This is a genomic window from Deinococcus phoenicis (assembly GCF_000599865.1).
GTDB classification, from domain to species: domain Bacteria; phylum Deinococcota; class Deinococci; order Deinococcales; family Deinococcaceae; genus Deinococcus; species Deinococcus phoenicis.
Map to the genome: position 1 here is coordinate 59,742 of NZ_JHAC01000025.1, position 26,027 is coordinate 85,768.

A 26,027-nucleotide genomic window follows, 5' to 3' on the forward strand; every position below is an offset into this window, starting at 1 on the left:
GGTGGAGCGGGGGCGACCAGGACGGGGGTCACGGGAAGGGCGCGCGGCCCGGCTAGAATGCCGCTCATGGCCTTTCTGTCCGTGCTGCTCCTGGGTGCCTCGTTTGCGGTGGGAAGCCTGCCGCTGGGGCACTGGCTGCTTTCGCGCATGGGCGTGGACCCGCGTGTGAACAACGCGCATAACCTGGGCGTCGAGAACGTGCTGCGGCGCGTCGGGCCGGGGCTGGCCGCCGCGAGCGCGGCGCTGGATTTTGCCAAGGGCTTCGTGGCCGTGCTGATGGCCTCGGCGCTCGGCTCGCCGGAACTGTGCGTGCTGGCCGCGCTCGCCGCGTACCTGGGGCACCTCAACCCGCCCCGCTTCCTGTACGGGCAGACACCCCCGCGCGGGCGGGGCAATCTGGTGCTTCTGGGCGTGCTGGCCGGGCTTTCGGTGGCAGGCGGCCTGAGCCTGTGGCTGACGGTCCTGCCGGTGGTCGTGTACGCGGCGGCCATAGGGTTCTGGGGCTACGTGAGCGCGGCGACGCTGGCCGGGCTGCTGGTCTTCGCGGGCCTGGTCGCGCTCTCGCCACTGGGCATTCCGGCCAAGCTGGGGGCGCTGGGCCTGCTGATCGCGGCGACCTGGCGCTTCAAGGAAAACCTGGGGCGCATCCTCGACCGCACCGAGCCGCGCTTCGGGGAGGACGTGCCGGTCGCGGGCAAACGCGCCGATCAGGTCGTCGCCGCCTTCATGATCCACCCGATGACGCTGGAGAACTTCTGGGAATCGCGCCGCTTCGCCTGGATGAAACCGCTGGTCGAGCGCGGCGTGATCAGCGAGGCCAGCGTGCGCCAGATGGCCGAGAACCTGCGGCCCATGAAGGTGGGCGAGCTGCACGGCATCAAGACGGCGGGAGGCAAGGAAATCCGCTGCTACCTGCTGAGCAGTCCGCTGCTGCCCGACGTATTCCGCGACCAGCCGGAACTCGCTACCCGGCGGGCCATCGAGGGCGCGCGCCTTGCGCAGGAGCTGGGGGCGGAGGTCTTCGGTCTGGGGGCCTTCTGGAGCGTGGTGGGGAACAAGGGCGTGGACGTGCAGACGGCGGTGCCCGACATCACGATCACCAACGGCGGCGCGTACACCAGCGGCACCATCAAGGCGGCGATTCCCGGCATTCTGGACCACTTTCAGCAGACCGGCCGCGACCTGAAGCAGGCCACCGCAGGCATTGTCGGCGCGAACGGCGTGGTGGCCTTCGGGATCGCGCGCACCATCGCGCCGCAGGTGGGCAAGGTGATCATGATCGGGCGGGACCTGGAGCGGCTGGAACGCAGCGCCGCCACCCTGCGCCGCGCTGCCCGGGACACCGAGATCGTGACCACCACCAGTTACGACACCCTCAGGGAAGCCGACCTGATTTTCAGCGCCACCAGCGACCCCAACCCCGTGATCTTTCCGCAACACGTCAAACCTGGCGCGTGGATCTTCGACGAGGGCCGCCCCGCCGACGCCGACGAGAGCGTGCGGGAGGTGCCCGGCGTGCGCCTGATTCCCGGCGGCGTGGTGCGGCCCCCCGGCGGCATGACCAGCAACATCGACTTGCAGTTCGGGGAGGGCGCGGTGCCCGCCTGCCTGGCCGAGACGCTGATCATCGCGGCGACCGGCGAACATGACCGCAAGAGCCTGGGGCCGCAGACCCTGACCGAGAACATCAATTTCTTCGTGGAGCAGGCCGACCGGCTGGGCTTCACGGTGGTGGACTGAGAACCCTTCACGCCCCGTCAGAAACCTCACCCTTCTCCCGAGAGAGAGGGGCGTATCTTGCCGGGGCGATGGCCCGCCTCCCTCCCTTTCCCGTCCGTCCCCTGCTGCTGGCGGCCCTCACCCTCTCCGGGGTGAGCGGCGCGGCAGAGTTTCCGGTGGGGCTGGGTCCCCTGCTGCCCGCCGCGCCCCTGAATCCGGCCGCGCTGAGCTGCGCCGCGCCGCAAGACCCCCTCGAACTCGCGCTGTGGCGCGTCACCACGGAGGGCGGACGCCCCGACCATTCATGCGAGAACGCCTTCGTGGGCTTTCTGCGGACCCCGGCCACACCCGGACACCCGGACGCCTTTGACGTGACGGCGGGGCAGGTACGGGAGGCCCGCGCGGAAGTCCTGCTCGCCAGTATGGAGTGGCACGCGGGCGAGGGGCATCCGGGGTGGACGTTCGCGCAGGCGGTCCGCGACCTGTACGCGAAGGTGCGGGCGAACCCGGCCGCCTATCCGCAGGGGATGACGGTGCGCGTGTCGCTGGGCGGCTTTCCCGACCTGAAACGCCGGGACGGCGGCACGCAGGCGCTGGAACTCGTGCGGGACCTCACGCGGCTGGGGGTGCCGCTGAACGACGCCGGGGCGGGCTGGCATCTGGCAGTCGCCAACTACGGGTATTTCCCGCACAGCCACGTCAAGCTGCACGTGATCGACGGGCAGGACCTGACGGTCGCCGGGTACAACTACACCGACTGGCACCTGCCCGGAACGGTGCCGGTCGGCCGGGACCTGCACGACCTGGGGCTGCGGATGCGCGGGCCGGTCGCCCAGGACGGCGCCGCCGTGTTCGACGACCTGTGGCGGCACTCGCGGCAGGTGTCCTGTCCGGCCGGGACGGCGGCAACGGCGGTCATGAGCACCTGTACCCTGAACGCCCCGGAAACGCCCACCCATCCCCCGCTGGCCCGCACGCTGACGCCCGCCGGCCAGGCGCGGGCCTTCCTGCTCTACCGCCGCCCCGGGTTCGACCAGGCGGACCGCGCGCAGGTGGCGCTGTTCGGGGCCGCGCGCGAAAGTCTCGACCTGATGCAGGCGAACTTCAGCCCCAGCTTGCACTGCTGGTATGCCTACCTGAACCCCGACGACTGCCCTGTCAGCGGGTGGCCGGTGTACTTCCGCGCCATTCTGGGCGCGATGGAACGCGGCGTGAAGGTCCGGGCGCTGATGGTGGACTACGGCACCGACCGGGCGGCCAACCGCAGCGGCGTGGCCCTGATGCGGCTGGCGGCGCGGCGGCGCGGCATCGAGGACCGGTTCGAGGCCCGCTACGTGACCTTCAACATGCACACCAAGGCCATGACGGTGGACGGGCGCGTGGTGCTGGCCGGAAGCCAGAACCTGCACTTCTCGGCCTGGGGACCGCTGGGCCTGAACGAGGCGATGCTGGCGACGACGGCCCCCGCAGCGGTGGACAAGCAGCGCGCGAGCTTCGAGGACCTCTGGGCACACCACAGCCGCGAGGTGCCGCAGGAATGGTGGATGCGGAACGTGGAGGGGCCCACGCCCTGAGAGCGTGTTTCAAAAGTTTGGCGGGTGCCCTCATCTCGCTGGAGAATACGCACTTTTTACTCCTCTGCAAGCAGCTCTGCGAGTCCCCCCTGGCGGGGGAGGCTGGGACTTGCAAAGCTGCGAGGCAGAGGGGGGAACGGGCACGACTTCCCCGTGCACTTCGCCGTCTATGAGGACCCTTTTGAAACAGGCCCTGAGCCTGGGCGGCCACCCTTCCGGGACTTCCCGCACCCTCTGGCCAGGGCCGCCCGCCTACACTGGAGGCGTGACGGGAGCCTCACATGGTTGAACGCATTCATCTCGCCAAGCCGCGCGGCTTCTGCGCGGGCGTGGTCATGGCGATCCAGGCGGTCGAGCGTGCCGCGCGGACCGAGGACAAGCCGGTAACGGTCTACCACTCCATCGTCCACAACCACACGGTCGTGGAGCGCCTGGAGCAGCAGGGCGGCGTGCAGTTCGTCGAGAGCCTGGACGACCTCACGGCGCTCCCGGACGGCAGCGAGACGGTGGTCTTCAGCGCCCACGGCATCAGCCCTGCGGTGCGCGAGCGGGCGCGGACACTGGGTCTGAGCACCATCGACGCCACCTGCCCGCTGGTGACCAAAGTGCATACCGAGGCCAAGAAGTACGCCCGCGAGGGCTACACCATCCTGTTGATCGGAGACAGCGCGCGGCATCAGGAAGTGATCGGCACGCGCGGCGAGGCTCCGGAACACACGATCGTGGTGGGCGTGCTGGGCAAGAGCGGCGCGGGCCTGCACGATCCGCACACCGTCGAGGTGCCCGACCCCGCACGGGTGGTGGTCCTGACCCAGACGACCCTCAGCGTGGACGACACCCGGCGCACGGTGGACATCCTGAAAGCCCGCTTTCCGGCGCTGGTGGTCCCCCCCAGCGAGGACCTCTGCTACGCCACCAAAAACCGCCAGGACGCCGTCAAAGCCATCGCCCCGCAGGTGGACGCCTTTCTGGTCCTGACCAGCACGCACTCCAGCAACGGGATGCGGCTGCTGGAACTGGCCCGGGACCTGTGTGGCCGCGCCGAGCGGCTGGAAACGGCTGAGGACCTCGCACACCTCGACCTGACGGGGGTCCAGGCGCTGGGCATCACCAGCGCGGCCAGCACCCCCGACGATCTGGTGCAGGATGTGGTGGCGCACTTCCGCCGCCTGAATCCAGGCCTGGCCGTGATCGAGGAAGGCGAGTGGGAAAACATCGAGTTCCGCGAGCCGAAAAAACTGCTGCCGACGCAGGCGCTGCCGCGCACGATGCAGTAGGGGCGGGCGCGGGAAACCGTCAGGGCCGTTCCGGTTTTCTGTCCGGCCTAGCCCCCGCGCACCAGCCCGGTTTTCAGAAACTCGCCCAGCAGGGGTTCGAGGTCATGCAGGGCGAGATCACCGCGCATGGCGTACTCGGCGGGCGTGAGCTTTTCCCAGAGTGCCCGCAAAAAGCCCAGGCCCACCGCACCGTGCTGCAAGCGGAAGCCCCGGTGAACATCGGTGATGGCGTTCAGGGCGTCGCGCCCACGCAGCGTCAGGGTGTAGGGCTGATGCGCCCACCCCGCGAGGCTGCGGGGCAGAATCAGCGTCTGCGGGCGCAGGGGGGCGGGAAAGGCCCCCTCGTAGGGCAGGGCCACATTCATGGTCGCCACGACCTCGCCACCCGCGTAGAAGATGGCGCCGGTCGGGCAGGCGTGCAGGCCGGTGAAGTCTTCCGTCAGGTTGAACTTCCAGGCCCGGCTGCCCACGCCGCTCAGGACGTGCGCGTGGGTCGGGGGCAGCGGGTGGGCGCTGAGGACCGCCCCCTGCTCGTAGAGATTCAGCAGCTCGCCCAGCGCCTGTTCCCCGGTGGTGCTCACGGCGGCGGCGGTGACGGCCCGGCCCTCGAACAGCAGCACGACCGCGTGCTGGTCGCCCAGCATGGCGTGCAGGTAGCCGAACCAACCCTGCTCGTGCAGGTGGCGCAACAGGGCGTGCAGATCGCAGAACTGCACACTCAGGCCCGTGTGGGTGGGCGGCGAATGCGGCAGGAACCGCGCCAGGAATGGGGCCGCCCCCGGGAACATGGGGGCAAGCTCCGGGACCAGTTCCTCGCCGGCTGCGGGGGGCTGGCTGGGCGGGGGCGGGTCGCTCCCCCTCAGCCCCTCTCCGCGCAGGCCGTCACCGCGCGGCCCCTCCCCCGGGGGCGTCATGGGGTACTCCGGGGATCGGCCACCGTGCCGTCTTCCACCCGCACGAGACTGCGGCGGTAGCGGGCGGCCTGTTCCACGTAGCGGGCGGCGTTGGCCGGAGGCTCGACCTCCCGCACCACGCGGGCAGGTACGCCCACCGCGAGCATGCCGTCGGGAACCTGCTGGCCCTCGCGCAGGAGTGCCCCGGCCGCCAGCACCGCGCCCGCACCCAGGCGAGAACCGTTGAGCATGATGGCCCCCATGCCGACCAGGCTGCCGGGGCCGCAGGACGCGCCGTGGACGACGGCGCGGTGGCCGACCGTCACGTCCGCCTCCAGGGTGCAGGGAAAGCCGGGGTCGCTGTGCAGCACGGCGCCGTCCTGCACGTTGCAGCGCGGGCCGATGGTAATGGCCTCGATGTCGCCGCGCGCCGCTGCCCCGAACCACACGCTGGCCGCCTCACCGACCGAGACGCGCCCGGTCAGGTCGGCGCTGGGCGCGAGAAAGGCGGTGGGGTGAATCTCCGGGCAAACTCCGTCGAGGGCGTACAGGGGCATGGGGCCTCCGGGTGCGGCCCTCACCGGCTGTTCACGCCAGACGTGAGAGCCAGCGCGGCGCGCAGCAGTTGTTGGTCTTCGGGATACGTTAACATGCCTGCCGCCTGCTCCGCCGGAAAGAAGCCGCCCTCCGCGAAGGTGTCTTCCAGGGCGGTCGGGGCGGCCACCGGGTCAGTGGGCGCGGCCCGCATGACAAACCAGTGGATGACGCGGGCCTCGCCCCGGTCGTTGGTGTAGCGGGTGTCCGGCAGGGGCGCGAGGGGCGTCGCCGTGACGCCGGTTTCCTCGTGGACCTCGCGCACGGCGGTCTGGGCGAACGTCTCGCCCACCTCGACGTGGCCCTTGGGAAAAGCCCACGCGCCGCTGCGGTAGCGGACCAGCAGGACCTGCCCGGCAGCATCCAGGACGACGCCGCCCGCGCCGGGTGTGGGGGCGGCGGAAGAAGCCGCGCCGGCAGAGGCCTCACGGGAAGAAGCGGGAGAAGCCATGCCGGGAGTATACGTGCCCCGGCCCCGGCGGCCTTCACCATTTCCCGATTCGGGTGCATCTCCCCCGGGCGGACATGCGATACTGCACACGTCTCAAATCCCCCATCAAGAGGTTTCGGCTCAGAGGGCCGAAAACCGGGTTCCAGATATTGAGATGCAAGGAGAGTTATGGCTCAAGGTCGGGTAAAGTGGTTTAACGTCGAGAAGGGCTACGGGTTTATCGAACACCCCGGCAACCCTGACGTGTTCGTACACTACAGCGCCATCCAGAGCGGCGGCTTCCGCAAGCTGAACGAGGGCGATGAGGTCGAGTTCGAGGTCGAGGCCGGTCAGGGCAACAAAGGCCCCCAGGCCAAGAACGTGGTCGTCACGAACGCCGCGCCTGCCCCGATGGGCGGGAGCAACATGGACGGCGGAAACCGGGGCGGCGGGAGCCGCTGGTAAGGCCGGACCCACACCCGGGGACCTGAACCCGGTCATCTGAACTTCCAGGGGTGAACGCCAGCGGGTGTTCGCCCCTTCTGCTGCCGTCTTCCCGGGGTGTGTGGGCAGGTGCGGCCCCGCAGCCCCCGTCCGCCCCGTAGGATGCCTGCATGACCGACGCGCCGCCTCCCGCCCCACCGGGCCGACACGACCGGCCCCTGGCCCCTGCGGGAGGGGCACAGGCCGTCTCCGAGTTGCCCGTGGTCACGACCTACCCGCTGGCCTTTACCGGGCAGGCGGGCGAGTATTTCCGCATCTGGATCGTGAATACGGCGCTGAGCATCGTGACGCTGGGCCTTTACCTGCCGTGGGCGCGGGTGCGGCAGCGGCAGTACTTCTACGGACACACCTGGCTGGACGGGCAGAACTTCGAGTACACCGCCAGCCCGGTCGCCCTGCTGCGCGGGTACCTGATCGTGGGGGCCTTTTTCCTGGCGTACTCGGTGACGGCGAACTTCGACTCGACCCTGTGGATCGCGGGCCTGATCGCCGTGCTGTTTTTCGGGCTGTATCCCTGGCTGGTGATGAAGTCGCTGCGCTTCGTGGCCGCGAGTACCACCTACCGGGGCCTGCGGTTCCGGCATCACGGAAAGGCGGGCGGGGCGTATCTGGCCTACGGGCTGGCGAACGTCGCGGCGGGGCTGACGGGCGGGCTGGCCTTGCCCTGGGCCTGGTTCATGCAGAGGCGCTATCAGGTGCAGAACGCCGCGTACGGCAACGCCCACGCGACCTTTCGGGGGGATGTGGGCGACTTCTACGTGATCGGGCTGACCGGGCTGGCGGTCGGGATCGGGGGCGGGGTGCTGCTGGCCCTTCCCCTGATCGCGCTCTTTTTCCTGCTGGGAGGGGCGAACTTTCCGGAAGCGGGCGGGGAAACGTTCACCCCCGGACTGGTGGCCGGGCTGGTCGGTGCCTACCTCGCCCTCCTGGCCCTGTACGCCGTCGCGTGGCAGTACGTGCGCGCCGCCACGCTGCGCTCTGTGCTGAACCGGGTGGAGGTGGGCGGCGTGGTCCGCACCGGCGCGACCTTCAGCCCGTGGCGGCTGGTGTGGATCGGCGTGTCGAACGCGCTGGTGCAGGCGCTCACGCTGGGCCTCGCCACGCCCTGGGCGGCCGTGCGCCGCGCCCGCTACGTCGTGCAGGGGGTACAGGTCCGCGCCATCGCCAGCCTGGACGACTTCGCCGCCGACGCCGCCCCGTCGGAGAGCGCGCTGGGAGAGGCCGCCACCGAACTGCTCGACATCAACCTCGGCTTCTGATGCCCCTGCCCGGCCTGTCCCGCCCCGACCCCCGAGGTGCCCTGTGACGCTGCCTGCCCCTGACCCCCTCTCGCTGTCCGGTGTGTTCTTCGACGGACGGACCAGCCGCGACCGCGCCGCCACCCTGACCGTGTCCGCAGGCGAGGCGCAGTTGCGGGTGGACGGCGGGCTGGAAACCCGCTGGGCCGTCACGCAGCTCCGTATCGACCCGCCCGTGCCCGGCGTGCGGCGCGTCCTGAAGTTTCCCGACGGCTCGCGCTTCGAGACGGCGGACGACGCCAGCGTGACGGCGCTGGAAGCCCGCACGGGCCGCAACCGCGCGCTGGGCCAGGTGCGCCGCCTGGAAACCCGCTGGTGGACCGCCCTGGGTGCGCTGGCCCTGACCCTGGCCCTGGCCTGGGGCTTCGTGGCGTACGGGATTCCGGCGCTGGCCCGGGGGGCCGCAAAGGCCACCCCGCGCAGCGTCCTGGCCACCTTCGACCGGGAAACGGTCCAGTTTCTGGAAGACGGCGGTTATCTCGGTTCCAGCCGGCTCAGCGCCGCGCGTCAGGCACAGCTCCAGACCGAGTTCCGGCGCGTGACGGCCTGGGCAGGCGGCGGCTATCCCTACCGCCTGCTGCTGCGGGACGGCGCACCGGAGGACGCGCCCTTTCAACTGGGGGCCAACGCCTTTGCCCTGCCCAACGGCACGGTCGTGATGACTGACCAACTGGTGGCCCTGGCGCGCAGTGACCGCGAACTGCTGGGCGTCCTGGCGCACGAAACGGGGCATGTCACGCACCGGCACGGGCTGGCTGGGGTGTACCAGGGCCTGGGGCTGACGCTGCTCTCGGTGGCCGTGACGGGTGACCTGATCAGCGCCGGAACCTTTGCCGCCGCCGTGCCCGCCGCCCTGCTGCGTAACGGCTACTCCAGGGCCGCCGAGACGCAGGCCGACGAGGGCGCGGGCCGTTACCTGATGGGGACATACGGCACGACCCGGCCCCTGCGCGACATTCTCGCCCGGCTGGACCGGGAGGACCGGAACGCCGACGAAAGCAGCGTGCGGGGCGGCAGCCGCACCGAGGACCTGCTCCAGACGCATCCCGGTACCGCCCAGCGCCTGCGGCACCTGCGGGACATCGAGGCGCGGGGGCGCTGAATCAGACGGATTCCGTCTGATTCCTTTCCTTCCGGAACAGTGCCGGAAGTCAATCCAGCTCCCGGAACCCGTCTGTTCTCCTTCTCGCGTCGTCGCGAACAGACGCCCATGAGGACGCTGCTCCTCCCGCTCGGGTGGAATCACGCCGTCAACGATTCAGTCGGCGTTCGTCTTACACCCGCCCGCCCCGGCTGCTCCCCCGCGTGACGCCCCCCGCGATCAGGTGGGTGGCCCGCAGGGCTTCGGGAATGCGGCCCGTCACCGTGAGGGCGGCGAGGGCCGTTTCCGCCTCTCCCAGGCTCAGGCCCACGCGCTGCACCCAGACGCCCCGGCAAGGTTCCATCGGCCCCAGCGCCGCGATCAACCACCACTTCCTGGCCCCGCCCGGCACCCGGGTCAGGAGGGCCGCGCGGATGCGTTCAAAGTCCGGTGGGCGGCGGGCCACGATCAGGACGGGCAGGCCGGTGAGCGCACCCAGGGCAGGCGCGTCCACCACGTTGAAGCCCGCGAGCGCCACCCCCTGAAGCAGAATCAGGTGCAGGTGTTCCCGCGCGCCGCTCTCCCCCACCAGCCGGGCGAGTTCCGGCGTGCTGTTGCGCCCGTCGCGCCGCACCCGCCCGCTGACCACCGCGTGCAGGGTGGTGCGCGCATAGACGGTGCCGAACACCCGCACATTGCCCCGGTCCTCGCGGGCGAAGGGCGCGTCGTCGAAGCCGATGGCGTGGGAGAAGGGGCCGGAGACGCTCAGCCTGTCCCCTCCAGCGCCCCCTCGATCTCGGTCAGCAGGTCCCCGATGTCCTCGATGCCGACCGAGAGGCGCAGCAGATTCGGCGTGATGCCCAGGCGGCGGCGTTCGGCTTCGGGCAGGGCGCGGTGGCTGGTGCCCCAGGGCCACGAGAGGGTGCTGACCACGTCCGCCAGGCTGGGCGCGAGGGGAATGCGGCCAGAGAGCGCGCGGACAAAGGCCGGGGCGTCCTCGATGTCGGCGCTGAGCATGCCGCCGAAGCCCTGCGGGAACAGGTCCATTGCCAGGTGAAACTGCGGATGGTCGGACAGGCCGGGATGGTACACCGCCCGCACGCGCGGATGGTTGGCCAGCACGTCCGCGACCGCCTGCGCGTTGCCGCTGTGGGCACGCATCCGCAGACCGAGCGTCTTGAGGCCCTGGAGGGTCATCCAGGCGTCGAAGGCGCTCATGGTGCCGCCCAGGCGGGTCAGCCGGGTGCGGGCAGAGGCGATCAGGTCGGCGCGTCCACAGGCCACGCCACCGAACGCGTTGGAATGCCCACTGAGGTACTTGCTGACCGAATGCGTCACGAGGTCGGCCCCGTGCAGCGCGGGCCGGAACACGGCGGGGCTGGCGAAGGTGTTGTCCACGCTCAGCAGTGCGCCGCGCGCGTGGGCCAGGTCCGCCAGCCGGGGCACGTCCGGCACCGTCATCAGCGGGTTGGTCAGGCTCTCGGCGTGCAGCACACGTGTGGCGGGCCGGAAGGCGGCTTCCACGGCCTCCAGGTCGCAGGCGTCCACGAAGGTCGTCTCAATCCCCAGGCGCGGGAACTCCTCCGCCAGCAGGGCGTAGGTCACGCCGTAGACGCGGGCATCCGCGACGATGTGGTCCCCGGCCTTCAGCACGCCCAGCAGCGCGGCGCTGATGGCGGCCATCCCGCTTCCGGCCACCAACGCCGCCTCGGTGCCCTCCAGCACGGCGAGGGCGCGCTCCAGCGTTCCCGCGTTCGGTGTGCCGTTGCGGTAGTAGAAGCTGCTCGGCTCCTCGCCGCTCATGGACCGTTCCAGGGCGTCCAGGTCGGGAAAGGCGTACACGGTGGACTGGTAGATGGGCTGGACGAGGGGCACGCTGGCGTTCGGGCGGGCCTCCTCCCCGGCGCGGGCGGCGAGGGTGGTCAGGTCGTAGTCGGGTATGGACATGTTATTCACCGCTTATCCATTCGTCCTGCTGAGGATCATAAAAAGCAAGACGTGGGGAGTCTGCAAGCTCCATGATCTCCATACGAAGATCAAAGAGAATATCGTTCAGCCTTTCCCAATATGAGGCTGAGAAAGCAATTTCTGTGTCGTAAACGTGAACCCGAACGGGCTGACCTTTAAAAGCCTTCTCGTACTCACGCACTCCATGCCGCTCATGAGCAAGCTGGTAGCCATACTTTTCCAGCCTCATTAGTAGGCGCTCCCTAGCAGCAGATTCAAGCAGAACATTTTCCACATCCTCCCAATCACCCCCAGCTTTGATGGCTTGCATCGCCTCAATCGGAGAGATATATAACGTGTAACTCATTTCACTCCCCCCCCGCCCACAACCCCTGCCGTTTCAAGGCCGCCACCAGCCCCGGCTCGCGCTTCTCCATGCTGCCGCTTGGCGCGAAGTACGCCCGCAGCAGCCGGACCCAGTCGCCGGGCTTGTCCCCGCGTGCGGCGATGGGGTTCATGACCTCTATGGCGTAGCGTAATTCCTCCTCCGTCCCGTCGCGGTAACGGTCCTCATGGACGACCAGGGGCCGGGGCACACGCGGGCGGAGTAGCGGTTGCTCGGCGGGCGTGCCAATGGTGAGGGCCGCGAAGGGCAGCACCCCGGCGGGCAGCTCCAGCACGTCCAGAATGCCTTCCAGCCCGTTGAGCACGCCGCCGATCCAGCAGCCCTGATACCCCAGCATCTCGGCGGCGGTCAGGAGGTTCTGCCCGGCCAGCACGGCATCCCCGATGCCGAAATGCACGGCGATGGCGGGCCAGTGGCCGACCCCCTGCCCCGCGACCTCCAGCACCCGCCCCACCCGCCGCACGTCCAGGCAGACCACGAAGGCTTCGGAGGCCGTGGCAATGTGTGCGTTGGTGGTGAGTTCGGCCAGGCGGGCGCGGACTTCCGGGCTGACCAGCCGGATAAGCGAGTAAAGCTGCGCGGTCGCGTCGGTGGGGGCGCGCTGGGCAGCGTAGAGCATGGCGTCCAGATGCTCGGCGGGCAGCGGCAAGGGCGTGCCGTCCTCCCGCGTGACGTAGTGGCGGACGGTGCGGTGGGCGTCGTAAAAGGCCCGCACTTCCCCGGGCGTTCGGGCAGTCATGCGGGGCAGGATACGCCGCTCAGCCCCCGGCTTCCGCCGGCACGGGTGGCGGCACCACCAACGCACTCAGCGCCACGCCGCCCAGCCCCGCCATCACCGCCACGCCCAGCCACAGCTCCAGGCTGAGGTTACTGAGATGCAGCAGTGTCAGGCCGCCCAGGTACGGCCCCCACACGGCCAGCGGCAGCAGAAAGGCAAAGGCCCGCAGCGCCCAGGGCCGGGCGGGCGACGGGTCCAGCACCAGCAGCAGGGCGTCCACCACCAGCCCGGCCGCCACCATCAGCAGCGGCACCCGCCATTCGCCCGGCACCAGCATCAGCGTCATCAGGACCGTATTCAGGCCGTACATGACCGTAACGGCCCCGAACGGCAGGCGGAAGCGTCGCAGGAGCAGCAGCACGGGCGCGGCCAGAATCAGCGCGGTCAGCAGGATGCCACCCAGTTCGCCGCGCGTCTGCACGAAGCCGAGGCCCTGCGGAGCCAGCAGCAAGCCCCACAGGTACATGTGCATAAAGGCCACGAAACTCAGCAGCGAGGTGGCCGCCAGCACGGCGGTCCAGGCCACCCCCGCCGGGGCCGCGCGGGGCGTCGGTGCGCGCCAGGCACTTACCAGCGGTGCGGACAGAAGGCACATCGCTCCCGCGAACAGCAGCAGGTGGGTGGGTGACAGCAGGGCCTCGATGCCCACCTCGATGCCGAACACCGTATGCCAGGTCAGGTCGCCCAGCCCACCCAGCAGGAAAATCGGCACCCCTAGCGCCGCGAGGTGGTAGCCCTCCGGGAAGGCCGCGAAGCCCCGCCGCCCGGCCAGCCAGCCCCGCACGGCCAGCCACAGCACCCAGGCCGCCACCGCCAGGAACCCCGAGTAGAACAGCGCGTGCCAGGGCGTGAAAAACGTCTCCAGGCTTTCCCCGAAGCGGTTGTGCGCCCACCCGTCCACGAAGATGCCCGCCGTGAGCCACCACCCGAGGGTGATGGTGACGAGGTTCTGGGCGGGTGTGGCGCGCGGGGACGCCTCCGGTGCGGGCGCGGAGGTGGAGGGCGCGGTAGTCATGGGTCAGTGTACGTGGGGGGAGATCGGGGGCCAGCGAAAAGGGCCGGCCATTCCCCGTCCCTCTCGCCTACTTCCCCACGTACTGCACCCGCCAGATGCGCCCCTCGCCGTCATCGGTCAGCAGCAGCGCACCGTCCTGCGCCACCACGAGGTCCACGGGGCGGCCCAGCGTCCGCTGCCCGCTCAGGAAACCGGTCAGAAAGTCGGTGACCTGGCCTGTCTGGGGATTGACCTGCACCACCTTGTAGCCGCTCTTGGTGCTGCGGTTCCACGAGCCGTGCAGCGCGGCGAACATCTGGCCCCGGTAGGCGGCGGGGAAAGTCTTGCCGTCGTAGAAGGCCAGCCCCAGCGGCGCACTGTGCGCGGTGGTCAGGGCAAAGGCGGGGGTGGCGTCCTGGCAGGTGGCGGCGCTCTTCTTCCCGAAATCCTTGTCCCAGACCTGCGGCTGCCCGGCCTCGGTGGTGTAGCAGTAGGGCCAGCCGTAAAAGCCGCCTGCCCGGAGCTTGTAGAAGCCTTCGGGCGGAATGTTGTCGCCCAGCAGGTCGCGCCCGTTGTTGGTGGCGTAGAGGGTGCCGCCGAACCACTCCAGACCCACCGGATTGCGCAGACCGGTGGCGTAGGGCTTGCCGTTCGAGCCATCTGCGTCATAGACCCACACCGAAGCACGGTGGCTGTTGCTCTCCTCGCAGACATTGCACGAGGAGCCGGTCGCCACGTACATTTTTCCGTCGGGGCCGAATGTCACCGTGCGCGTCCAGTGTCCGCCCCCTGCGGGCAGGCTGAGGAGCTTCTGGGGCGCGCCGCCCGCCTTCGTCTGCCCCGCCTTGTAGGCAAAACGCACCACGCCGTCCGTGTTCGCCACGTACAGGAAACCGCCCTGAAAGGCCAGGCCGTGTGGGCGGTTCAGGCCCGAGGCAAAGACCGTCTTGCCGTCGGCGACGCCGTTGCCATCCTGGTCAGGCAGCACCGTGACGGTCCCGGCCTGCGGGTCGCTCACGAACACGTCCCCGTTCGGCGCGACCGCCATGAAGCGCGGCTGCTTGAAGCCCTCCGCGAACACGGACACCTTGAAGCCGTCCGGGGCTTTCAGGTCGGGGGCCTGCGCCCCAGCCAGCCCCGCGAGGGCCAGAGCGCCGGCCACCACCAGCATCCTTTTTTGCATGGGTTCAGAAGACCACGGGGGCGTGAGAAGGCGCGGGGAGGCGGGTAAAGGCGGTCAGGAACGCACGAACAGGGCCGCCAGGAATTGAAACGCGACGGCAACCACCACCACGAGCAACACGCCCTGCATAAAGGTCAACCCGACGCCCGCAATGCTCCGTGCCCGCTGGGGATACGTGTCACGGAACCAGAAGAAGGCAACGATATACATGACCAGTAGCACCGGGAAAAACAGCGTCAGGATCAGCAGAATGAACCGCTGCCCGGAGGTGAGCGGGGCGTCAGAGGGCGGGAACATGCCCCAGTGTAAGAGCAACGTTCCCCTGGAGAGGCCTCGCCTCCAGCCCGGCACGACAAGCCGGGATCGGGAGCGCGGAACCTGTTGCCCTGAACGAAGTGAAGGGCCTCCCGCCGCCCACAGCCCATGCTTTCAGGGCGCGTCCGTCGTCAGATAGTCAAACCGCGCCCCCAGTTCCTCCAGATGACGGAAAAAGTGCGGGTAGCTCTTGCGGATGTGGTGCGCCCCGGTGATCCGCACGGGCGCGTCGGCTTTTAATCCCAGCAGCGTCAGCAGCATGATCATGCGGTGGTCGCCGTGCCCGTCGGCGGTGACGCCCCCGGCGATGCGTTCGGTGCCCGTGACACTGAGGCTGTCTGCCGTCTCGCCCGCCCTCAGGCCCAGGCGTTCCAGTTCGCGGCGGGTGTCGCTGATGCGGTCGCATTCCTTGAGGCGCAGCGTCGCCACGTTCTCCCAGGTGGTCGTGCCGCCGGCAAAAGCGGCGGCGGCCGTCAGCGCCTGCACCGCGTCCGTGAAGCTGTCGCCGTCGCGGGTTACGGCGTGGAGGGGCCGCCCGCCGCGCACCGTCACCCGGTCCCCCTGGCGCACCAGGTCTGCGCCCATCCCGCGCAGCACGGCCAGCGCCTCGCGTTCGCCCTGGAGGTCGCCTTCGCGCAGGTTCGTCACCGTCACCTCGCCGGGGAGGAGGGCCGCCGCCGCCAGAAGCGCCGCGCTCCCCGGATAGTCCCCCGGTACCAGCACGCGGCCCGCCCGGTACGCCTGCCCGCCCGGAATGCTGATCCGGGCGAGGTCGGCACTGGCGCTGGCCTGAATGCCGAACGCGGCGAGCGTGGCGAGCGTCTGCCGCAGCGGCGCGTGACTCTTGATCTCGCCCGTGAGGTGCAGGTCCAGCCCTTCCGGCAACAGCGGCGCGAGGAACATCAGGGCGCTGGCGTACTGGCTGGACCGCTGGGCCGACACCTCCACCCGCCCGCCGCGCACCGGGCCGCTGATGGCAATGGGGAGCCGCCCGCCCTCGCTGCCCACCCGCGCCCCGAGCCGCGCCAGCGCTTCCAGCAGGTCCCCCTGGGGCCGCCTGCCCAGCGAATCCGGGTAATCGGTGACGAAGGTGGTCCCGGTCGTCAGCGCCGCCACGCCCATCAGGAAGCGGGCGACGGCCCCCGCGTTTCCCGGATTCAGCGTCACGCCCGCCGCTGGACGCGCCCCGAACCCGCGCACCACCACGTCCTCTCCTGCGGAGCTTTGCAAGTCCCCCACGCGCTCCACACCGGCACCCCACTCCCGCAAAGAGCGGATCAAGGCTCCTGCATCCTCGCTGGTCGCGGCCCCCACCACGCGCGTTTCGCCCTCGGCCAGGGCCGCCGCGAGCAGGTAGCGGGTGGTGTAGTTCTTGCTGGGCTGCGCGCGCAGTTCGCCCCGCAGTCGGGGGGCCGGATGAACCAGGACATCGAAACGCTCGGGCAGGCCGTCGGTCATGGGGGGCAGGCTAGCGCGGGGCCGCGCTCCACCGGCAAAAGGGTCGAGACAAGGGAGTGAAGGCCCCCCGGCCCCACCCGGCACCCTCGGATCAGGGGCCGACGCAGATCAGGGGCCGACGCGAAACGCCCGGTTCCCCTCCAGCGTCACGGTCGCGGTCGCCTGCCCGCCTGCAGCCTTCACCACGCAACTCTGGACGGTCGCGGGCGGCGGACGCTTGAGGAGGTCGGCGCAGGGGGTTTCAGCGTCCGGGGAGAGGCCCACACGCTGCGCGGCCTGCACCGCCTCCCGGCCATACTCGCGGGCTGCCCGGCCCTGCCAGGAGAAGACCGCGACGAGAATCATGACGCCCGCCACGAAGGCCAGCAGGATCAGCAGGAACGTCCGCATACGCCCGGCAGGCTAGCGCACCGCCCCGGCCACGCCCCCACCCCGGCAAAGGGGGCGGGCCGCGCCCTGGAGGAGGGAGGGAGGCGCGGCCCGCGGGGGCGAGCGGGAACCAAAGAGCCGCTCGGTTGCCATGCTGCGGCGCGAACCTGACGCGGGCATGACCGGGGCACCGGGCACCCGCGCGTTACACTGCTCGGGATGAGCAAGGTCATGATTATCGGCGCGGGTGGCGTGGGCAACGTCGTCGCCAAGAAGTGTGCCCAGAACGACAGCGTGTTCACGGAAGTGCTGCTCGCCAGCCGCACGGTCAGCAAGTGCGACAAGATCGTCCAGGAAATCCGCGAACATCTCCCCGGGAGCCGCACGGTCTTTACGACCGCCGCCGTGGACGCCGACAACGTGCCGGAACTGGCGGCCATGATCCGCGAGTTCGGCCCGGAACTGGTCATTAATGTGGCGCTGCCGTACCAGGACCTCACGATCATGGACGCCTGCCTGGAGACGGGCGTGCATTACCTGGACACCGCCAACTACGAGCCGCGCGACGTGGCCAAGTTCGAGTATTCCTGGCAGTGGGCCTACCGGGGGCGCTTCGAGCAGGCGGGCCTGATGGCGCTCCTCGGCTGCGGCTTCGACCCCGGCGCAACCAACGTATTCACGGCGCACCACGCCAAGCACCACTTCCAGGCCATCGAGTATCTGGACATCGTGGACTGCAACAACGGCAGCCACGGCAAGGCGTTCGCCACCAACTTCAACCCCGAGATCAACATCCGCGAGATCACCGCCAACGGGCGCTACTGGGAAAACGGGGCGTGGGTCGAAACCGCGCCGCTGGAAATCAGCCAGGACATCTACTATCCGAAGGTCGCCACCCGCAAAAGCTTCGTGCTGTACCACGAGGAACTCGAATCGCTGGTGGTGAACTTCCCGACCATCAAGCGTGCCCGCTTCTGGATGACCTTCGGCGAGCAGTACATCAAGCACCTGAACGTGCTGGAAGGCATCGGCATGACCAGCATCGAGCCGATCGACTTCCGGGGCCAGAAGATCGCGCCCATCGAGTTCCTGAAAGCCGTGCTGCCCGCCCCCGAGAGCCTCGCCGCGAACTACACCGGGCAGACCTGCATCGGCGTGCAGGCCCGGGGCACCGGCAAGGACGGACAGCCGAACGTGCATTTCGTCTACAACGTCACCGACCACGCCGAGACGTTCAGGGAAGTGCAGGCGCAGGGCATCAGCTACACGACCGGCGTGCCCGCCATGATCGGCGCGATGCTGATGCTTCAGGGAACGTGGATGAAACCCGGCGTCTACAACGTCGAGGAATTCGACCCCGATCCCTTTATCGCCGCAATGAACGAATGGGGCCTGCCGGTGGACGAACTGGCCGGCATCGAACTCGTCAAGGACTGAGCACAAGTAGAAGGAGGCGGCCCCTTGCAGATGGGGCCGCCTCTCTTTTTCTCGTTTCTTTTCCTGATTTCTTTTACTGAAGGTGCCCCAGCGCCTCCCCGATGTAGCTCCACATCGCCTGCATCTCGGGCGTCATGTTCGCCCGGTACGACTCGTTCAGGGTCCCGCCGATGTCCGCGCGGCCCCCGGTGAACTCGGCGACCAACCCCCGCCAGCGGCGGGCGAGGTCGAGAACACGCGGGTCAGAGGCGGGCGTCCCCGCTGCCATCTCGCGCAGCACCTCCGCCATCAGGCGGGGCCACTCGGCCTCGACCTCCTGGATTCGGGCTTCACCCACCTCCGCCCTGCGCCCTTCCAGGTACTTCATCTGCTCGTCGTCGAACCTGGGCTGTTCCCCGACGCGGCGGGCCGTGTCCAGCATCCTCTCTACCTTCTCGCTCATCCCGATCACCTCCGTGAGGTCCGACCAGCTCGCCCCGGCCAGGTCCAGCCGCCTCAGGCGCTCCAGCAACGCACGCTGCCGCGCCAGCCCCTCTTCCAGCACCCGGATATGCTGCGCGATCACCCGCTGGGGATCATGGCCGGGGTCTTGCAGGACGGCCCGGATCTGCCCCAGCGGCAGGCCGATGGCCTTGAGGCTCTGAATCTGCTGCAAGGTCCGCAGGTCGGTTTCGGAGTACAGGCGATGCTCGGCTTCGGTCCGCCCACTCGGCGTCAGCAGCCCGATCTGGTCGTAGTGGCGCAGCGTCCTGACGGTCAGTCCGGTGCGCCGGGCGAGTTCGCCGATCCTGAGTTTCATGCCTGTCCTCCTGCCCCCACCTTAGAACCGGACGTTACGTCAGGATCAAGCCCCCTGCCGTCCCGGTCCCCCCTTGCTACCCTGCACGGATGACCAAGGCAGGCAAACTGAGCAGCGTGACCCTCAAGCCGGGGGCGGTGCGGCGCATCGCGGGCCGCTATCCGTTCGGGCACACGGGGGACATTCAGGACGCGGACGCGGGGATCACGCCGGGCGACGTGGTGGAGGTCCGCACGCCGGACGGCCCCGGGATCGGGCGCGGGTACTTCAACCCCCAGGGTGCGACGCCGCTGCGGATGCTGACCTGGGGGCGGGAGGACATTGACCTGAAGTTCTACCGCGCGCGGGTGCGTTCGGCGCTGGCCCGGCGCGAGGGCCGCATCACCGGGACGGACGCCCTGCGCGTGCTGCACGCCGAGGCGGACGGGATGCCCGGCGTGGTCGCGGACCGCTTCGGGGACGTGCTGAGCGTGCAGTTCAGGAATGCGGGCGTGGAGCGCCACCGCGACCTGATCGTGCGGGCGCTGCGCGAGGAGACGGGCGCGGCCTCCGCCTTCGAGCGCAGCGACACGGGCGAGCGCCGCCGCGAGGGACTGGCGTTGCGGACGGGCGTGCTGTGGGGCGACGTGCCTGAGCGCGTGACCTTTTTCGAGGACGACCTGAACCTGCATTTTGCGCCGATGGACGCGCAGAAGACCGGCTTCTTTCTGGACCAGCGCGACAACCGCCGCCTGATGCGCTCGCTGGTCCAGCCGGGCGAGGGCTTTCTGGACGTGTACTCCTACACGGGCGGCTTCAGCCTGCACGCGGCCCGCGCGGGGGCCAAGCCCGTGGCGCTGGACAAGGACCAGGTCGCGCTGGGGGTGCTGGAGCGCGAGGCACGCGAGAACGGCGTCAGCGTGGGCGTGCGCTGGGGCGACGCGCTGGAGACGCTGACGGCCCTGGAACGCGAGAAGCGCGTGTTCGGCGCGGCGGTCCTCGATCCGCCCACTCTCGCCAAGCGCAAGGACGATGTGCCGCGTGCCAAGCGCATCTTCACCGATGGGGCCACGCGCGCGCTGCGAATGCTGAAGCCGGGCGGGCACCTGCTGATCAGCACCTGCGCGCACTACATCCGGGTGGACGACCTGCTGGACGCGGCGCGGGTGGCCGCCGGCGAGGCGAACTGCGGCGCGGAGGTCGTGGCCGTCACCTACCAGCCCGCCGACCACCCCCACCTGCTGAGCGTGCCCGAGAGCCTCTACCTCAAGAGCATCCTCCTGCGCAAGGAGGCGTGACGGGAGGGGGACGCACCCACCTCCCCCTCTCCCCTGAGCTTCAGTCCACGCCCTCCACCTCGACCGAGACGGCCTCCAGCCCCGCCAGATCGAGGAGGGTCACCGCCTGGGGCGTGACGGTCAGGACGCCCTGCGCCTCCAGCTTCTTGAGGACGCGCGAGACGGTTTCGCGGCTGCTGCTGGTGCGGGCCATGATGTCCGCCGTGCCGAGGGGCAGGACTTCCGGCTGGGGCACGCCCGCCGCCGCGCGCTGACGGTACAGGTTGGCGAAGACGTGTGAGAGCGCTGCCTCGGTGTTCAGGCCGAAGGCGATCAGTTCGTCGTTCAGGAAAGTGACGCGCCGGGCCAGCATCTCCGCGAGGTTCCACAGGACGCGCGGGTGGCGGCGCAGGATCAGCTCGAAGTGTTCGCGGTGCAGCATCAGCGTGCGGACCTCGGTCAGGGCGCGCACGGACGCGCTGCGCTCCTGGCGGGCCAGCACGGCGGTTTCGCCCACCACACCCGGCGCGTAGATGTCGCCCAGCACGCGCTCGCGGCTGCCCAGGCTCACACGGCTGACGCGCACCACGCCCGCCGCGATCAGGTGCAGGGCCTCGCCCTCGGCGTCCTGCTCGACCACTAGGTCAGCGGGCCGGAAGGTGCGCTCGGTAACCACCCCCAGCGCCTCGCGCACAGCGTCCTCGGGGACGTTCTGGAAAAGGGGGGAGCGCTTCAGATCATCCAGGCGGGCCATCGCGCGCCATCCTAGAGCATTTGTCCGAATTACACCGTTGGAGGGAAAGCGCCTCCAACGGTTCCATTCTCCCAAACGCTCTCCCTCTTGCACTCGCTCCGCTCGGTCAAAAAGAAGGTCTCTTTTTGACAAATGCTCTAGCGTCAGGGCAGGCGGCTGCCCAGGCCCGACGACACGTTGGGCCGCCGGCGCCCGCTGCGCTACAGTGCCCCGCGTGACGACTCCGGCCCCCGCCCTTGAGACCCACGATCTGCGCCATGGGTTCGGAAGCATGACGGTCCTGCACGGCGTCTCTCTGGCGGTGGGCGCGGGCGAGGTGGTCGCCGTGACCGGCCCCAGCGGCAGCGGCAAAAGCACCCTTTTGCACCTGCTGGGCGGCCTCGACACGCCGCAGCAGGGCGAGGTGTGGTGGGCGGGCGAGCGCGTGGACACGCTGGGGACCCAGGCGCGGGCGGTGCGCCGGGCGGGCCGGGTCGGGCTGGTCTTCCAGCACCACTACCTGCTCGAAGACCTGACGGTGCTGCAAAACGTGCTGGTTCCCGCCCTGCTGACCGGCCAGGACGGCACCGGGCGGGCGCTCGAATTGCTTGCGCGCGTGGGGCTGACCGGACGAGAGGGAGCGCTGCCCGGCGTCCTCAGCGGCGGCGAACGTCAGCGGGTGGCCGTCGCCCGCGCGCTGGCGACCCGGCCCGCCGTGGTGCTGGCCGACGAACCCACCGGCAGCCTCGACCGGGCGAACGCGGAGGTGATTGCCCGGCTGCTCCTCGATCTGGCGCGGGGGGAGGGGGCGGGCGTGCTGCTCGTCACCCACGACGAGCGGCTCGCGGCTCTGGCCGACCGGGCGCTGCACCTGCTCGACGGGCGGATCGTGGACGGGGAGACGGTGCAGCGGGAACCCGCGCGGCCCGCGCACTGACCTGCGCCCCGACCTGCGCACTGGCGCGGGCAGGCTCCCCGGCCGTCCTTTACCACCCCGCCCGCGCGTACACGTCGGGCAGCGTGGGCGTCAGGCCGAACTCGTGGGCGGCGCGCTGCGGCCAGTGGGGGTCGCGCAGGAACGCGCGGGCGAGGGCAATCAGGTCGGCGGCCCCTTCCTCCAGCACCTGCTCGGCCTGGGCGGGGGTGTCGATCATGCCGACGGCCATCACGTGCAAGTCGGGCACCTCCGCCTTCACGCGGGCCGCGAAGGGCACCTGATACAGCGGCCCGGCGGTGATCTGTTGCAGGGGCGTCAGGCCGCCGCTGCTCACGTCCAGCACGTCCACGCCCTCGAAGCGCAGCAGGCCCGCGAGCTGGACGGTCTGGTCGGCGTCCCAGCCCCCTGCGGCCCAGTCGGTCGCGCTGACCCGCACGAAGAGGGGCAGGTGCGTGGGCCACACCGCTCGCACGGCGCGCACGACCTCCAGCAGGAAGCGCACGCGGTTCTCGAAGGTGCCGCCGTATTCGTCGGTGCGCGCATTGGCCAGCGGCGAGAGGAACTGGTGCAGCAGGTAGCCGTGCGCCGCGTGAATCTCGGCGGCGTCGAAGCCCGCCATCTGTGCCCGCCGCGCCGCCGCCGCGAAATCGGAGGTCACCCGCCGGATCTCGTCCACCGTCATGGCGACCGGTTGCGGATAGAAGGCGTTGTAAGCCTCGTCACTGGGGCCGATCACCTGCCAGCCGCCCGCCTCGGGGGGCACCATGCCCCGCCCGCGCCAGGGCGCAGAGGTGCTGGCCTTGCGCCCCGCATGCGCGAGCTGCACGCCGATCAATCCGCCGGAGCGGTGAACGAAATCGGTGACATGCCCCAGCGGCACGATCTGCTCGTCGGTCCACAGGCCCAGGTCTTCGGGGCTGATGCGGCCCTCGGGCGAGACGGCGGTCGCCTCGGTAAAGATCAGGCCCGCACCGCCCAGCGCGAACTGGCCTAGGTGCGTGAGGTGAAAATCGTTCGCCACGCCGTTTTGCGCGCTGTACATGCACATCGGCGACACGACCGCGCGATTGGGCAGGGTCAGGCTGCGCAGTTTCAGCGGCGTGAACAGGAGCGGCGTGGGCAGGCTGTCGGAGGTCGCGGCGGGCTGCGTCATGCGCCGAATGTAGCCGCAGGCCGGGAAGCTGCGCCAGATGGCGCACGCTTCATGCAACGTGGGCGGAGCATGCTGGCTCCCATGCGCTTCACCTCCAGCCTGGACGGCCTCGGCCCCACGCAGCTCCAGGGCTTCTTCGAGGGCTGGCCCGACCCGCCCACGCCGGAAACACTCCACCGCCTGCTGGCCGGGTCGTACCGCGTTTCTCTCGCGGTGGACGGGGAAGGGCAGGTGGTGGGCTTTGCCCAGGCGATCAGCGACGGCGTCACGGCCTTTGTCCCGCTGCTGGAGGTCCAGGCGACGCGCCGGGGGCAGGGCCTCGGCTCGGCGCTGATGCGGCATCTGCTGGCTCAGCCCGAACACCTCTACGCGGTGGACCTGAGCGGCGACGACGGACTGGTGCCCTTTTATGAGCGCCTGGGTTTCAGCGGGGAACCACGATGTTCCAGCGGAACTCTGCCCGGCAAAGCGGGGAACCCCCGCCCCCTCCCTGACCTCAGCGCCGCCGCGCCAGCCACGCTGCCCGCCGCGCCCCGGCCTGGGCCTGCGCCTCCTGCCAGAAGGCACGCTCCAGGGCAACCAGCTCGGAGGCGGTGGGAGACGGGGCAGCGGGCGTGCGGTAGTCGGTCTCCTCCAGGCGGGCCAACAGCGAGGGCAGCGGGCCGCCCGACCCGGCGGCCTCCAGCGCGGTGGCCTCGGAGGCATGCGAAGCCGCACCCACCAGCTCGCCGTACAGGCGCGAGAGGCGTTGCAGGTCGGTCACGCTCGCCGCGTAGACCCAGGGGCCGGACTCGCCCAGCAGGGCGAGAAAGCCGGTCCATTCCGAGTGCAGCACGGCGCCCGGCAGCGCGCGGGCCGGCGTGTCCAGGGGCAGCCAGGGCCGCGCGGCGAGCAGGTCGGGGGCCAGCCAGCGCTCGGACGCCAGCTCGGCCCCGACCCGCGCCGCGTCCGAGGGCGAGGCCACGTCGCGCAGTTCGGCCAGGTGGGTCAGCCGGGCACGGGCGGCGGGCGTCAGGTTCAGCGAGCGCGGGCGCGGCTGCCCCAGCGCCGCCCACTGCGCCCACAGGTCACCGGACATCAGCTGCTCGCACTCGTGTAGCTCGCCACCGCCTTCAGCCAGAACAGGCGCGTCAGCCCGAACAGCGCGGCGGCCACCAGCGGCGAGGCGACGGCCAGCGCGGGCGAGAGGGTCCCCGTCAGCGCCTGGGCGGGCACGGTGGTGATAAAGGCAATGGGCACGACAAAGGTCAGGAACGCGCGGACGGGCACCGGAAAGGCCGTGACCGGAAAACGCGCCGCCCCGAACACGCCGCTGAACAGCTCGGAGACGTTTTGCGTCTTCACGAACCAGAAGGCGGTCGTGGAGAGGGCCAGCCAGATGCAGTACACCATCACCAACGCCGACAGGTACAGCAGGGCGGCGGTCAGCACCCCGCCCGGCGTGACCGGCAGGTGCGAGGCGGCGGAGACGGTCAGGCCCGCCCCGATCAGCAGGTCGGTGACGCGCAGCATGTTGAGATATCGGGTACTCACGCCGAACTGCGCGTCGATGGGCTTGAGCAGCGTGAAATCCATGCTGCCCGTCCGCACGGCCTCCGCGATCTTGGTGAGATTGGGCTGCACGAACACGCTGATAAAGCCTTCCGTCAGCATGAACAGCCCCACCACCAGCAGCGCCTGATGGAAGGACCAGCCCCCCACCGCCGCCGTGCCCGGCTGCCCGAACAGCACCGCAATGCCCAGCAGCGCCACCCCCACCTCGCCCAGGCTGGCGAGAACGGCCCCGAAGAAGTTCGCCCGGTATTCCAGCTGCGCCGAGAGCGTCGCGCCCGTGAAGATGCGGATCAGGCGGAGGTAGCGGGTCATGCGCGCCCCCGGCGCAGCTGGTCGCCTGTCGCTGGTGGCTTGTGGAAAAAGAGGGACACCCGCTCCACAGGCCACGCGCTACACACCACAAGCCTCACGCTCCCACCGCTCCGTATTTCCGCAGGCCCACCCGCCACACGGCCAGCCGCACGAACCAGAAGACAAGCAGCCAGGCCCCCAGCACCAGCGCGCCGCGCCCGGCGTCGGCCAGGCTGGCCTTGCCCGCCAGCAGTTGCGCGGGGAGGCCCAGCATGTAGGGAAAGGGCGTCCAGACGGCGATGGTCTGGACCCACCCCGGATAGAAGGCGAGCGGGGCGAACAGGCCGCCCAGTGCGGCGTAGACCAGCCACACGACCTCCTGAAAACTGGTGCTCGATTCGGTCCAGAAGGCCAGCAGGCCGATGCTGTATTCCCACAGGAAGCGGGCGGAAAAGCCCAGCACGACCAGCCCGAAGGCGGCGAGGTACGCGCGGGGGTCGCGCGTGAAGCTCGCGCCGGAAAGCCAGGCGAAGACGGCGACCAGCACCAGCATGACGGGAAAGCGCACCACCCGCTCGGCGGCGTGGCCCGCGTAGTGCTGCCACATCGGGTCCAGGGGCCGCAGCAGCTTGGGCGAGAGGGCGCCCTGCCGCACCTCGAAGTCGAGTTCCCAGGCCACCCACACGACCAGCAGTTGCCCCACCGCCCAGGTGCCCAGGAAGTAGGTGGCGAACTCGGCGGGCGTGTAGCCGCGAATCTGCCCGCCCGGTGCGGCGGCGGCCTGCGCCATCCACACCAGCATCATCACCAGCGACAGCGTGCCCGACAGCATCCAGATGATGCTCTCTGCGCGGTACTCGGTGGTCAGGGCGAACTGGGTGGAGAAGAGAACGCGGGCTTTGCGCCAGATGGCGGTCATGGCCCACCCCCCGTGCGGAGCTTGTGGCTTGTCGCTCGTGGCCTGTAGAAAAAGGTCTTGTAGTAGAAAAAGGTCTTGTAGAAAAAGAGGGACACCTGCTCTATGAGCCACACGCTCCACGCCACAGC

General features: G+C 69.9%; 27 protein-coding genes and 1 pseudogene. 10 read left to right on the forward strand and 18 right to left on the reverse strand.

All coding sequences use genetic code 11. From position 1 onward, the window contains the following. Positions 1-66 precede the first annotated feature (66 nt). The 3 genes from DEIPH_RS07815 (at position 67) to ispH (ending at position 4,570) form a co-directional block, all read left to right on the forward strand. Positions 67-1,740, forward strand: coding sequence for a glycerol-3-phosphate acyltransferase (locus DEIPH_RS07815; protein WP_034356429.1), 1,674 nt, complete (start codon positions 67-69; stop codon positions 1,738-1,740). 68 nt (positions 1,741-1,808) lie between these two features. Then, the gene (locus DEIPH_RS07820) at positions 1,809-3,293 is read left to right on the forward strand and encodes a phospholipase D-like domain-containing protein (protein ID WP_034356432.1); all 1,485 of its coding nucleotides are present in this window, start codon (positions 1,809-1,811) and stop codon (positions 3,291-3,293) included. Between the two features lie 281 nt (positions 3,294-3,574). Further along, positions 3,575-4,570, forward strand: coding sequence for a 4-hydroxy-3-methylbut-2-enyl diphosphate reductase (ispH, locus tag DEIPH_RS07825; RefSeq protein ID WP_034356434.1), 996 nt, complete (start codon positions 3,575-3,577; stop codon positions 4,568-4,570). A 47-nt stretch (positions 4,571-4,617) separates the two neighbouring features. Here the strand turns inward: ispH and DEIPH_RS07830 are convergent, their stop codons facing one another. From DEIPH_RS07830 to DEIPH_RS07840, 3 genes are read right to left on the reverse strand one after another with little or no spacing between them, the layout of a single operon-like run. Beyond that, positions 4,618-5,484 (reverse strand): hypothetical protein, encoded by an 867-nt coding sequence (locus DEIPH_RS07830; protein ID WP_034356437.1) that lies wholly within the window; start codon positions 5,482-5,484, stop codon positions 4,618-4,620. Next, positions 5,481-6,020 carry a gamma carbonic anhydrase family protein gene (locus tag DEIPH_RS07835; protein ID WP_051517235.1) on the reverse strand — a complete coding sequence of 180 codons (540 nt, stop codon included), beginning with the start codon at positions 6,018-6,020 and terminating at the stop codon, positions 5,481-5,483. Before DEIPH_RS07835 ends, DEIPH_RS07830 begins: the two co-directional genes overlap by 4 nt. Positions 6,021-6,040: 20 nt before the next feature. Next, positions 6,041-6,508: an NUDIX hydrolase gene (locus DEIPH_RS07840; protein WP_034356444.1), complete on the reverse strand. Its 468-nt coding sequence runs from the start codon at positions 6,506-6,508 to the stop codon at positions 6,041-6,043. 168 nt (positions 6,509-6,676) lie between these two features. Between DEIPH_RS07840 and DEIPH_RS07845 the strand changes: the two genes are divergently transcribed. The 3 genes from DEIPH_RS07845 to DEIPH_RS07855 all read left to right on the forward strand — a co-directional run bounded on the left by DEIPH_RS07845 (position 6,677) and on the right by DEIPH_RS07855 (position 9,391). Continuing rightward, positions 6,677-6,952, forward strand: a complete 276-nt coding sequence (locus DEIPH_RS07845) for a cold-shock protein (protein ID WP_034356447.1) — start codon at positions 6,677-6,679, stop codon at positions 6,950-6,952. 149 nt (positions 6,953-7,101) lie between these two features. Beyond that, on the forward strand, positions 7,102-8,250 hold the full coding sequence (locus DEIPH_RS07850; RefSeq protein WP_034356450.1) for a YjgN family protein: 1,149 nt from the start codon (positions 7,102-7,104) through the stop codon (positions 8,248-8,250). Between the two features lie 43 nt (positions 8,251-8,293). After that, on the forward strand, positions 8,294-9,391 hold the full coding sequence (locus DEIPH_RS07855) for a M48 family metallopeptidase (protein ID WP_051517236.1): 1,098 nt from the start codon (positions 8,294-8,296) through the stop codon (positions 9,389-9,391). 172 nt (positions 9,392-9,563) lie between these two features. On the opposite strand, the gene DEIPH_RS07860 is transcribed toward DEIPH_RS07855, so the two are convergent. The 9 genes from DEIPH_RS07860 to DEIPH_RS07895 form a co-directional block, all read right to left on the reverse strand. After that, the gene (locus tag DEIPH_RS07860) at positions 9,564-10,109 is read right to left on the reverse strand and encodes an endonuclease dU (RefSeq protein ID WP_034356834.1); all 546 of its coding nucleotides are present in this window, start codon (positions 10,107-10,109) and stop codon (positions 9,564-9,566) included. 26 nt (positions 10,110-10,135) lie between these two features. Next, on the reverse strand, positions 10,136-11,317 hold the full coding sequence (locus tag DEIPH_RS07865; RefSeq protein ID WP_034356451.1) for a trans-sulfuration enzyme family protein: 1,182 nt from the start codon (positions 11,315-11,317) through the stop codon (positions 10,136-10,138). A gap of 1 nt (position 11,318) precedes the next feature. After that, positions 11,319-11,684 (reverse strand): hypothetical protein, encoded by a 366-nt coding sequence (locus tag DEIPH_RS19775; RefSeq protein ID WP_152544857.1) that lies wholly within the window; start codon positions 11,682-11,684, stop codon positions 11,319-11,321. Position 11,685: 1 nt separating this feature from the next. Further along, positions 11,686-12,462, reverse strand: coding sequence for a nitroreductase family protein (locus DEIPH_RS07870; RefSeq protein ID WP_034356454.1), 777 nt, complete (start codon positions 12,460-12,462; stop codon positions 11,686-11,688). 19 nt (positions 12,463-12,481) lie between these two features. Continuing rightward, complete coding sequence (locus DEIPH_RS07875; RefSeq protein ID WP_034356456.1) at positions 12,482-13,516, reverse strand: hypothetical protein; 1,035 nt, start codon at positions 13,514-13,516, stop codon at positions 12,482-12,484. A 67-nt stretch (positions 13,517-13,583) separates the two neighbouring features. Then, complete coding sequence (locus DEIPH_RS07880) at positions 13,584-14,678, reverse strand: PQQ-dependent sugar dehydrogenase (protein ID WP_034356459.1); 1,095 nt, start codon at positions 14,676-14,678, stop codon at positions 13,584-13,586. Between the two features lie 54 nt (positions 14,679-14,732). Next, entirely contained in the window at positions 14,733-14,975 is a 243-nt protein-coding gene (locus DEIPH_RS07885) for a hypothetical protein (RefSeq protein ID WP_034356837.1), read from the reverse strand. 132 nt (positions 14,976-15,107) lie between these two features. After that, positions 15,108-16,451 (reverse strand): 3-phosphoshikimate 1-carboxyvinyltransferase, encoded by a 1,344-nt coding sequence (gene aroA, locus DEIPH_RS07890; RefSeq protein WP_034356462.1) that lies wholly within the window; start codon positions 16,449-16,451, stop codon positions 15,108-15,110. 108 nt (positions 16,452-16,559) lie between these two features. Next, on the reverse strand, positions 16,560-16,841 hold the full coding sequence (locus DEIPH_RS07895; RefSeq protein WP_034356465.1) for a hypothetical protein: 282 nt from the start codon (positions 16,839-16,841) through the stop codon (positions 16,560-16,562). Positions 16,842-17,039: 198 nt separating this feature from the next. Here DEIPH_RS07895 and DEIPH_RS07900 point away from each other — a divergent pair, with 198 nt between their 5' ends. Then, positions 17,040-18,257: a saccharopine dehydrogenase family protein gene (locus tag DEIPH_RS07900; RefSeq protein WP_034356468.1), complete on the forward strand. Its 1,218-nt coding sequence runs from the start codon at positions 17,040-17,042 to the stop codon at positions 18,255-18,257. Between the two features lie 73 nt (positions 18,258-18,330). Here the strand turns inward: DEIPH_RS07900 and DEIPH_RS07905 are convergent, their stop codons facing one another. After that, positions 18,331-19,056 carry a MerR family transcriptional regulator gene (locus DEIPH_RS07905; RefSeq protein WP_051517237.1) on the reverse strand — a complete coding sequence of 242 codons (726 nt, stop codon included), beginning with the start codon at positions 19,054-19,056 and terminating at the stop codon, positions 18,331-18,333. Between the two features lie 89 nt (positions 19,057-19,145). Between DEIPH_RS07905 and DEIPH_RS07910 the strand changes: the two genes are divergently transcribed. After that, positions 19,146-20,333 (forward strand): class I SAM-dependent rRNA methyltransferase, encoded by a 1,188-nt coding sequence (locus tag DEIPH_RS07910; protein ID WP_034356471.1) that lies wholly within the window; start codon positions 19,146-19,148, stop codon positions 20,331-20,333. Between the two features lie 40 nt (positions 20,334-20,373). On the opposite strand, the gene DEIPH_RS07915 is transcribed toward DEIPH_RS07910, so the two are convergent. After that, positions 20,374-21,066 (reverse strand): Crp/Fnr family transcriptional regulator, encoded by a 693-nt coding sequence (locus DEIPH_RS07915; protein ID WP_034356474.1) that lies wholly within the window; start codon positions 21,064-21,066, stop codon positions 20,374-20,376. Between the two features lie 205 nt (positions 21,067-21,271). Between DEIPH_RS07915 and DEIPH_RS07920 the strand changes: the two genes are divergently transcribed. Beyond that, positions 21,272-21,982: an ABC transporter ATP-binding protein gene (locus DEIPH_RS07920; RefSeq protein WP_051517238.1), complete on the forward strand. Its 711-nt coding sequence runs from the start codon at positions 21,272-21,274 to the stop codon at positions 21,980-21,982. A 49-nt stretch (positions 21,983-22,031) separates the two neighbouring features. On the opposite strand, the gene DEIPH_RS07925 is transcribed toward DEIPH_RS07920, so the two are convergent. Continuing rightward, positions 22,032-23,135, reverse strand: coding sequence for an NADH:flavin oxidoreductase/NADH oxidase (locus DEIPH_RS07925; protein WP_034356843.1), 1,104 nt, complete (start codon positions 23,133-23,135; stop codon positions 22,032-22,034). An 81-nt stretch (positions 23,136-23,216) separates the two neighbouring features. Between DEIPH_RS07925 and DEIPH_RS19255 the strand changes: the two are divergent. Next, positions 23,217-23,504 (forward strand): annotated as a pseudogene (locus tag DEIPH_RS19255) (GNAT family N-acetyltransferase); the annotation flags it as partial. A gap of 127 nt (positions 23,505-23,631) precedes the next feature. Here the strand turns inward: DEIPH_RS19255 and DEIPH_RS07930 are convergent. From DEIPH_RS07930 to DEIPH_RS07940, 3 genes are all read right to left on the reverse strand, one after another. Beyond that, positions 23,632-24,213, reverse strand: coding sequence for a hypothetical protein (locus DEIPH_RS07930; RefSeq protein ID WP_034356477.1), 582 nt, complete (start codon positions 24,211-24,213; stop codon positions 23,632-23,634). After that, the gene (locus tag DEIPH_RS07935) at positions 24,213-25,001 is read right to left on the reverse strand and encodes an ABC transporter permease (RefSeq protein ID WP_034356480.1); all 789 of its coding nucleotides are present in this window, start codon (positions 24,999-25,001) and stop codon (positions 24,213-24,215) included. The genes DEIPH_RS07930 and DEIPH_RS07935 overlap by 1 nt, the downstream gene beginning before the upstream one ends. Positions 25,002-25,095: 94 nt before the next feature. Then, positions 25,096-25,899 carry an ABC transporter permease gene (locus tag DEIPH_RS07940; RefSeq protein ID WP_034356483.1) on the reverse strand — a complete coding sequence of 268 codons (804 nt, stop codon included), beginning with the start codon at positions 25,897-25,899 and terminating at the stop codon, positions 25,096-25,098. Positions 25,900-26,027: the final 128 nt, after the last annotated feature.

What these genes read in the sequence shown, in the direction of transcription:
- DEIPH_RS07815 (WP_034356429.1), top strand. Translation starts at nt 67, where the DNA reads ATGGCCTTTCTGTCCGTGCTGCTCCTGGGTGCCTCGTTTGCGGTGGGA.
- DEIPH_RS07820 (WP_034356432.1), top strand. Translation starts at nt 1,809, where the DNA reads ATGGCCCGCCTCCCTCCCTTTCCCGTCCGTCCCCTGCTGCTGGCGGCC.
- ispH (WP_034356434.1), top strand. Translation starts at nt 3,575, where the DNA reads ATGGTTGAACGCATTCATCTCGCCAAGCCGCGCGGCTTCTGCGCGGGC.
- DEIPH_RS07830 (WP_034356437.1), bottom strand. Translation starts at nt 5,484, where the DNA reads ATGACGCCCCCGGGGGAGGGGCCGCGCGGTGACGGCCTGCGCGGAGAG.
- DEIPH_RS07835 (WP_051517235.1), bottom strand. Translation starts at nt 6,020, where the DNA reads ATGCCCCTGTACGCCCTCGACGGAGTTTGCCCGGAGATTCACCCCACC.
- DEIPH_RS07840 (WP_034356444.1), bottom strand. Translation starts at nt 6,508, where the DNA reads ATGGCTTCTCCCGCTTCTTCCCGTGAGGCCTCTGCCGGCGCGGCTTCT.
- DEIPH_RS07845 (WP_034356447.1), top strand. Translation starts at nt 6,677, where the DNA reads ATGGCTCAAGGTCGGGTAAAGTGGTTTAACGTCGAGAAGGGCTACGGG.
- DEIPH_RS07850 (WP_034356450.1), top strand. Translation starts at nt 7,102, where the DNA reads ATGACCGACGCGCCGCCTCCCGCCCCACCGGGCCGACACGACCGGCCC.
- DEIPH_RS07865 (WP_034356451.1), bottom strand. Translation starts at nt 11,317, where the DNA reads ATGTCCATACCCGACTACGACCTGACCACCCTCGCCGCCCGCGCCGGG.
- DEIPH_RS19775 (WP_152544857.1), bottom strand. Translation starts at nt 11,684, where the DNA reads ATGAGTTACACGTTATATATCTCTCCGATTGAGGCGATGCAAGCCATC.
- DEIPH_RS07870 (WP_034356454.1), bottom strand. Translation starts at nt 12,462, where the DNA reads ATGACTGCCCGAACGCCCGGGGAAGTGCGGGCCTTTTACGACGCCCAC.
- DEIPH_RS07875 (WP_034356456.1), bottom strand. Translation starts at nt 13,516, where the DNA reads ATGACTACCGCGCCCTCCACCTCCGCGCCCGCACCGGAGGCGTCCCCG.
- DEIPH_RS07880 (WP_034356459.1), bottom strand. Translation starts at nt 14,678, where the DNA reads ATGCAAAAAAGGATGCTGGTGGTGGCCGGCGCTCTGGCCCTCGCGGGG.
- DEIPH_RS07885 (WP_034356837.1), bottom strand. Translation starts at nt 14,975, where the DNA reads ATGTTCCCGCCCTCTGACGCCCCGCTCACCTCCGGGCAGCGGTTCATT.
- aroA (WP_034356462.1), bottom strand. Translation starts at nt 16,451, where the DNA reads ATGACCGACGGCCTGCCCGAGCGTTTCGATGTCCTGGTTCATCCGGCC.
- DEIPH_RS07895 (WP_034356465.1), bottom strand. Translation starts at nt 16,841, where the DNA reads ATGCGGACGTTCCTGCTGATCCTGCTGGCCTTCGTGGCGGGCGTCATG.
- DEIPH_RS07900 (WP_034356468.1), top strand. Translation starts at nt 17,040, where the DNA reads ATGAGCAAGGTCATGATTATCGGCGCGGGTGGCGTGGGCAACGTCGTC.
- DEIPH_RS07905 (WP_051517237.1), bottom strand. Translation starts at nt 19,056, where the DNA reads ATGAAACTCAGGATCGGCGAACTCGCCCGGCGCACCGGACTGACCGTC.
- DEIPH_RS07910 (WP_034356471.1), top strand. Translation starts at nt 19,146, where the DNA reads ATGACCAAGGCAGGCAAACTGAGCAGCGTGACCCTCAAGCCGGGGGCG.
- DEIPH_RS07915 (WP_034356474.1), bottom strand. Translation starts at nt 21,066, where the DNA reads ATGGCCCGCCTGGATGATCTGAAGCGCTCCCCCCTTTTCCAGAACGTC.
- DEIPH_RS07925 (WP_034356843.1), bottom strand. Translation starts at nt 23,135, where the DNA reads ATGACGCAGCCCGCCGCGACCTCCGACAGCCTGCCCACGCCGCTCCTG.
- DEIPH_RS07930 (WP_034356477.1), bottom strand. Translation starts at nt 24,213, where the DNA reads ATGTCCGGTGACCTGTGGGCGCAGTGGGCGGCGCTGGGGCAGCCGCGC.
- DEIPH_RS07935 (WP_034356480.1), bottom strand. Translation starts at nt 25,001, where the DNA reads ATGACCCGCTACCTCCGCCTGATCCGCATCTTCACGGGCGCGACGCTC.
- DEIPH_RS07940 (WP_034356483.1), bottom strand. Translation starts at nt 25,899, where the DNA reads ATGACCGCCATCTGGCGCAAAGCCCGCGTTCTCTTCTCCACCCAGTTC.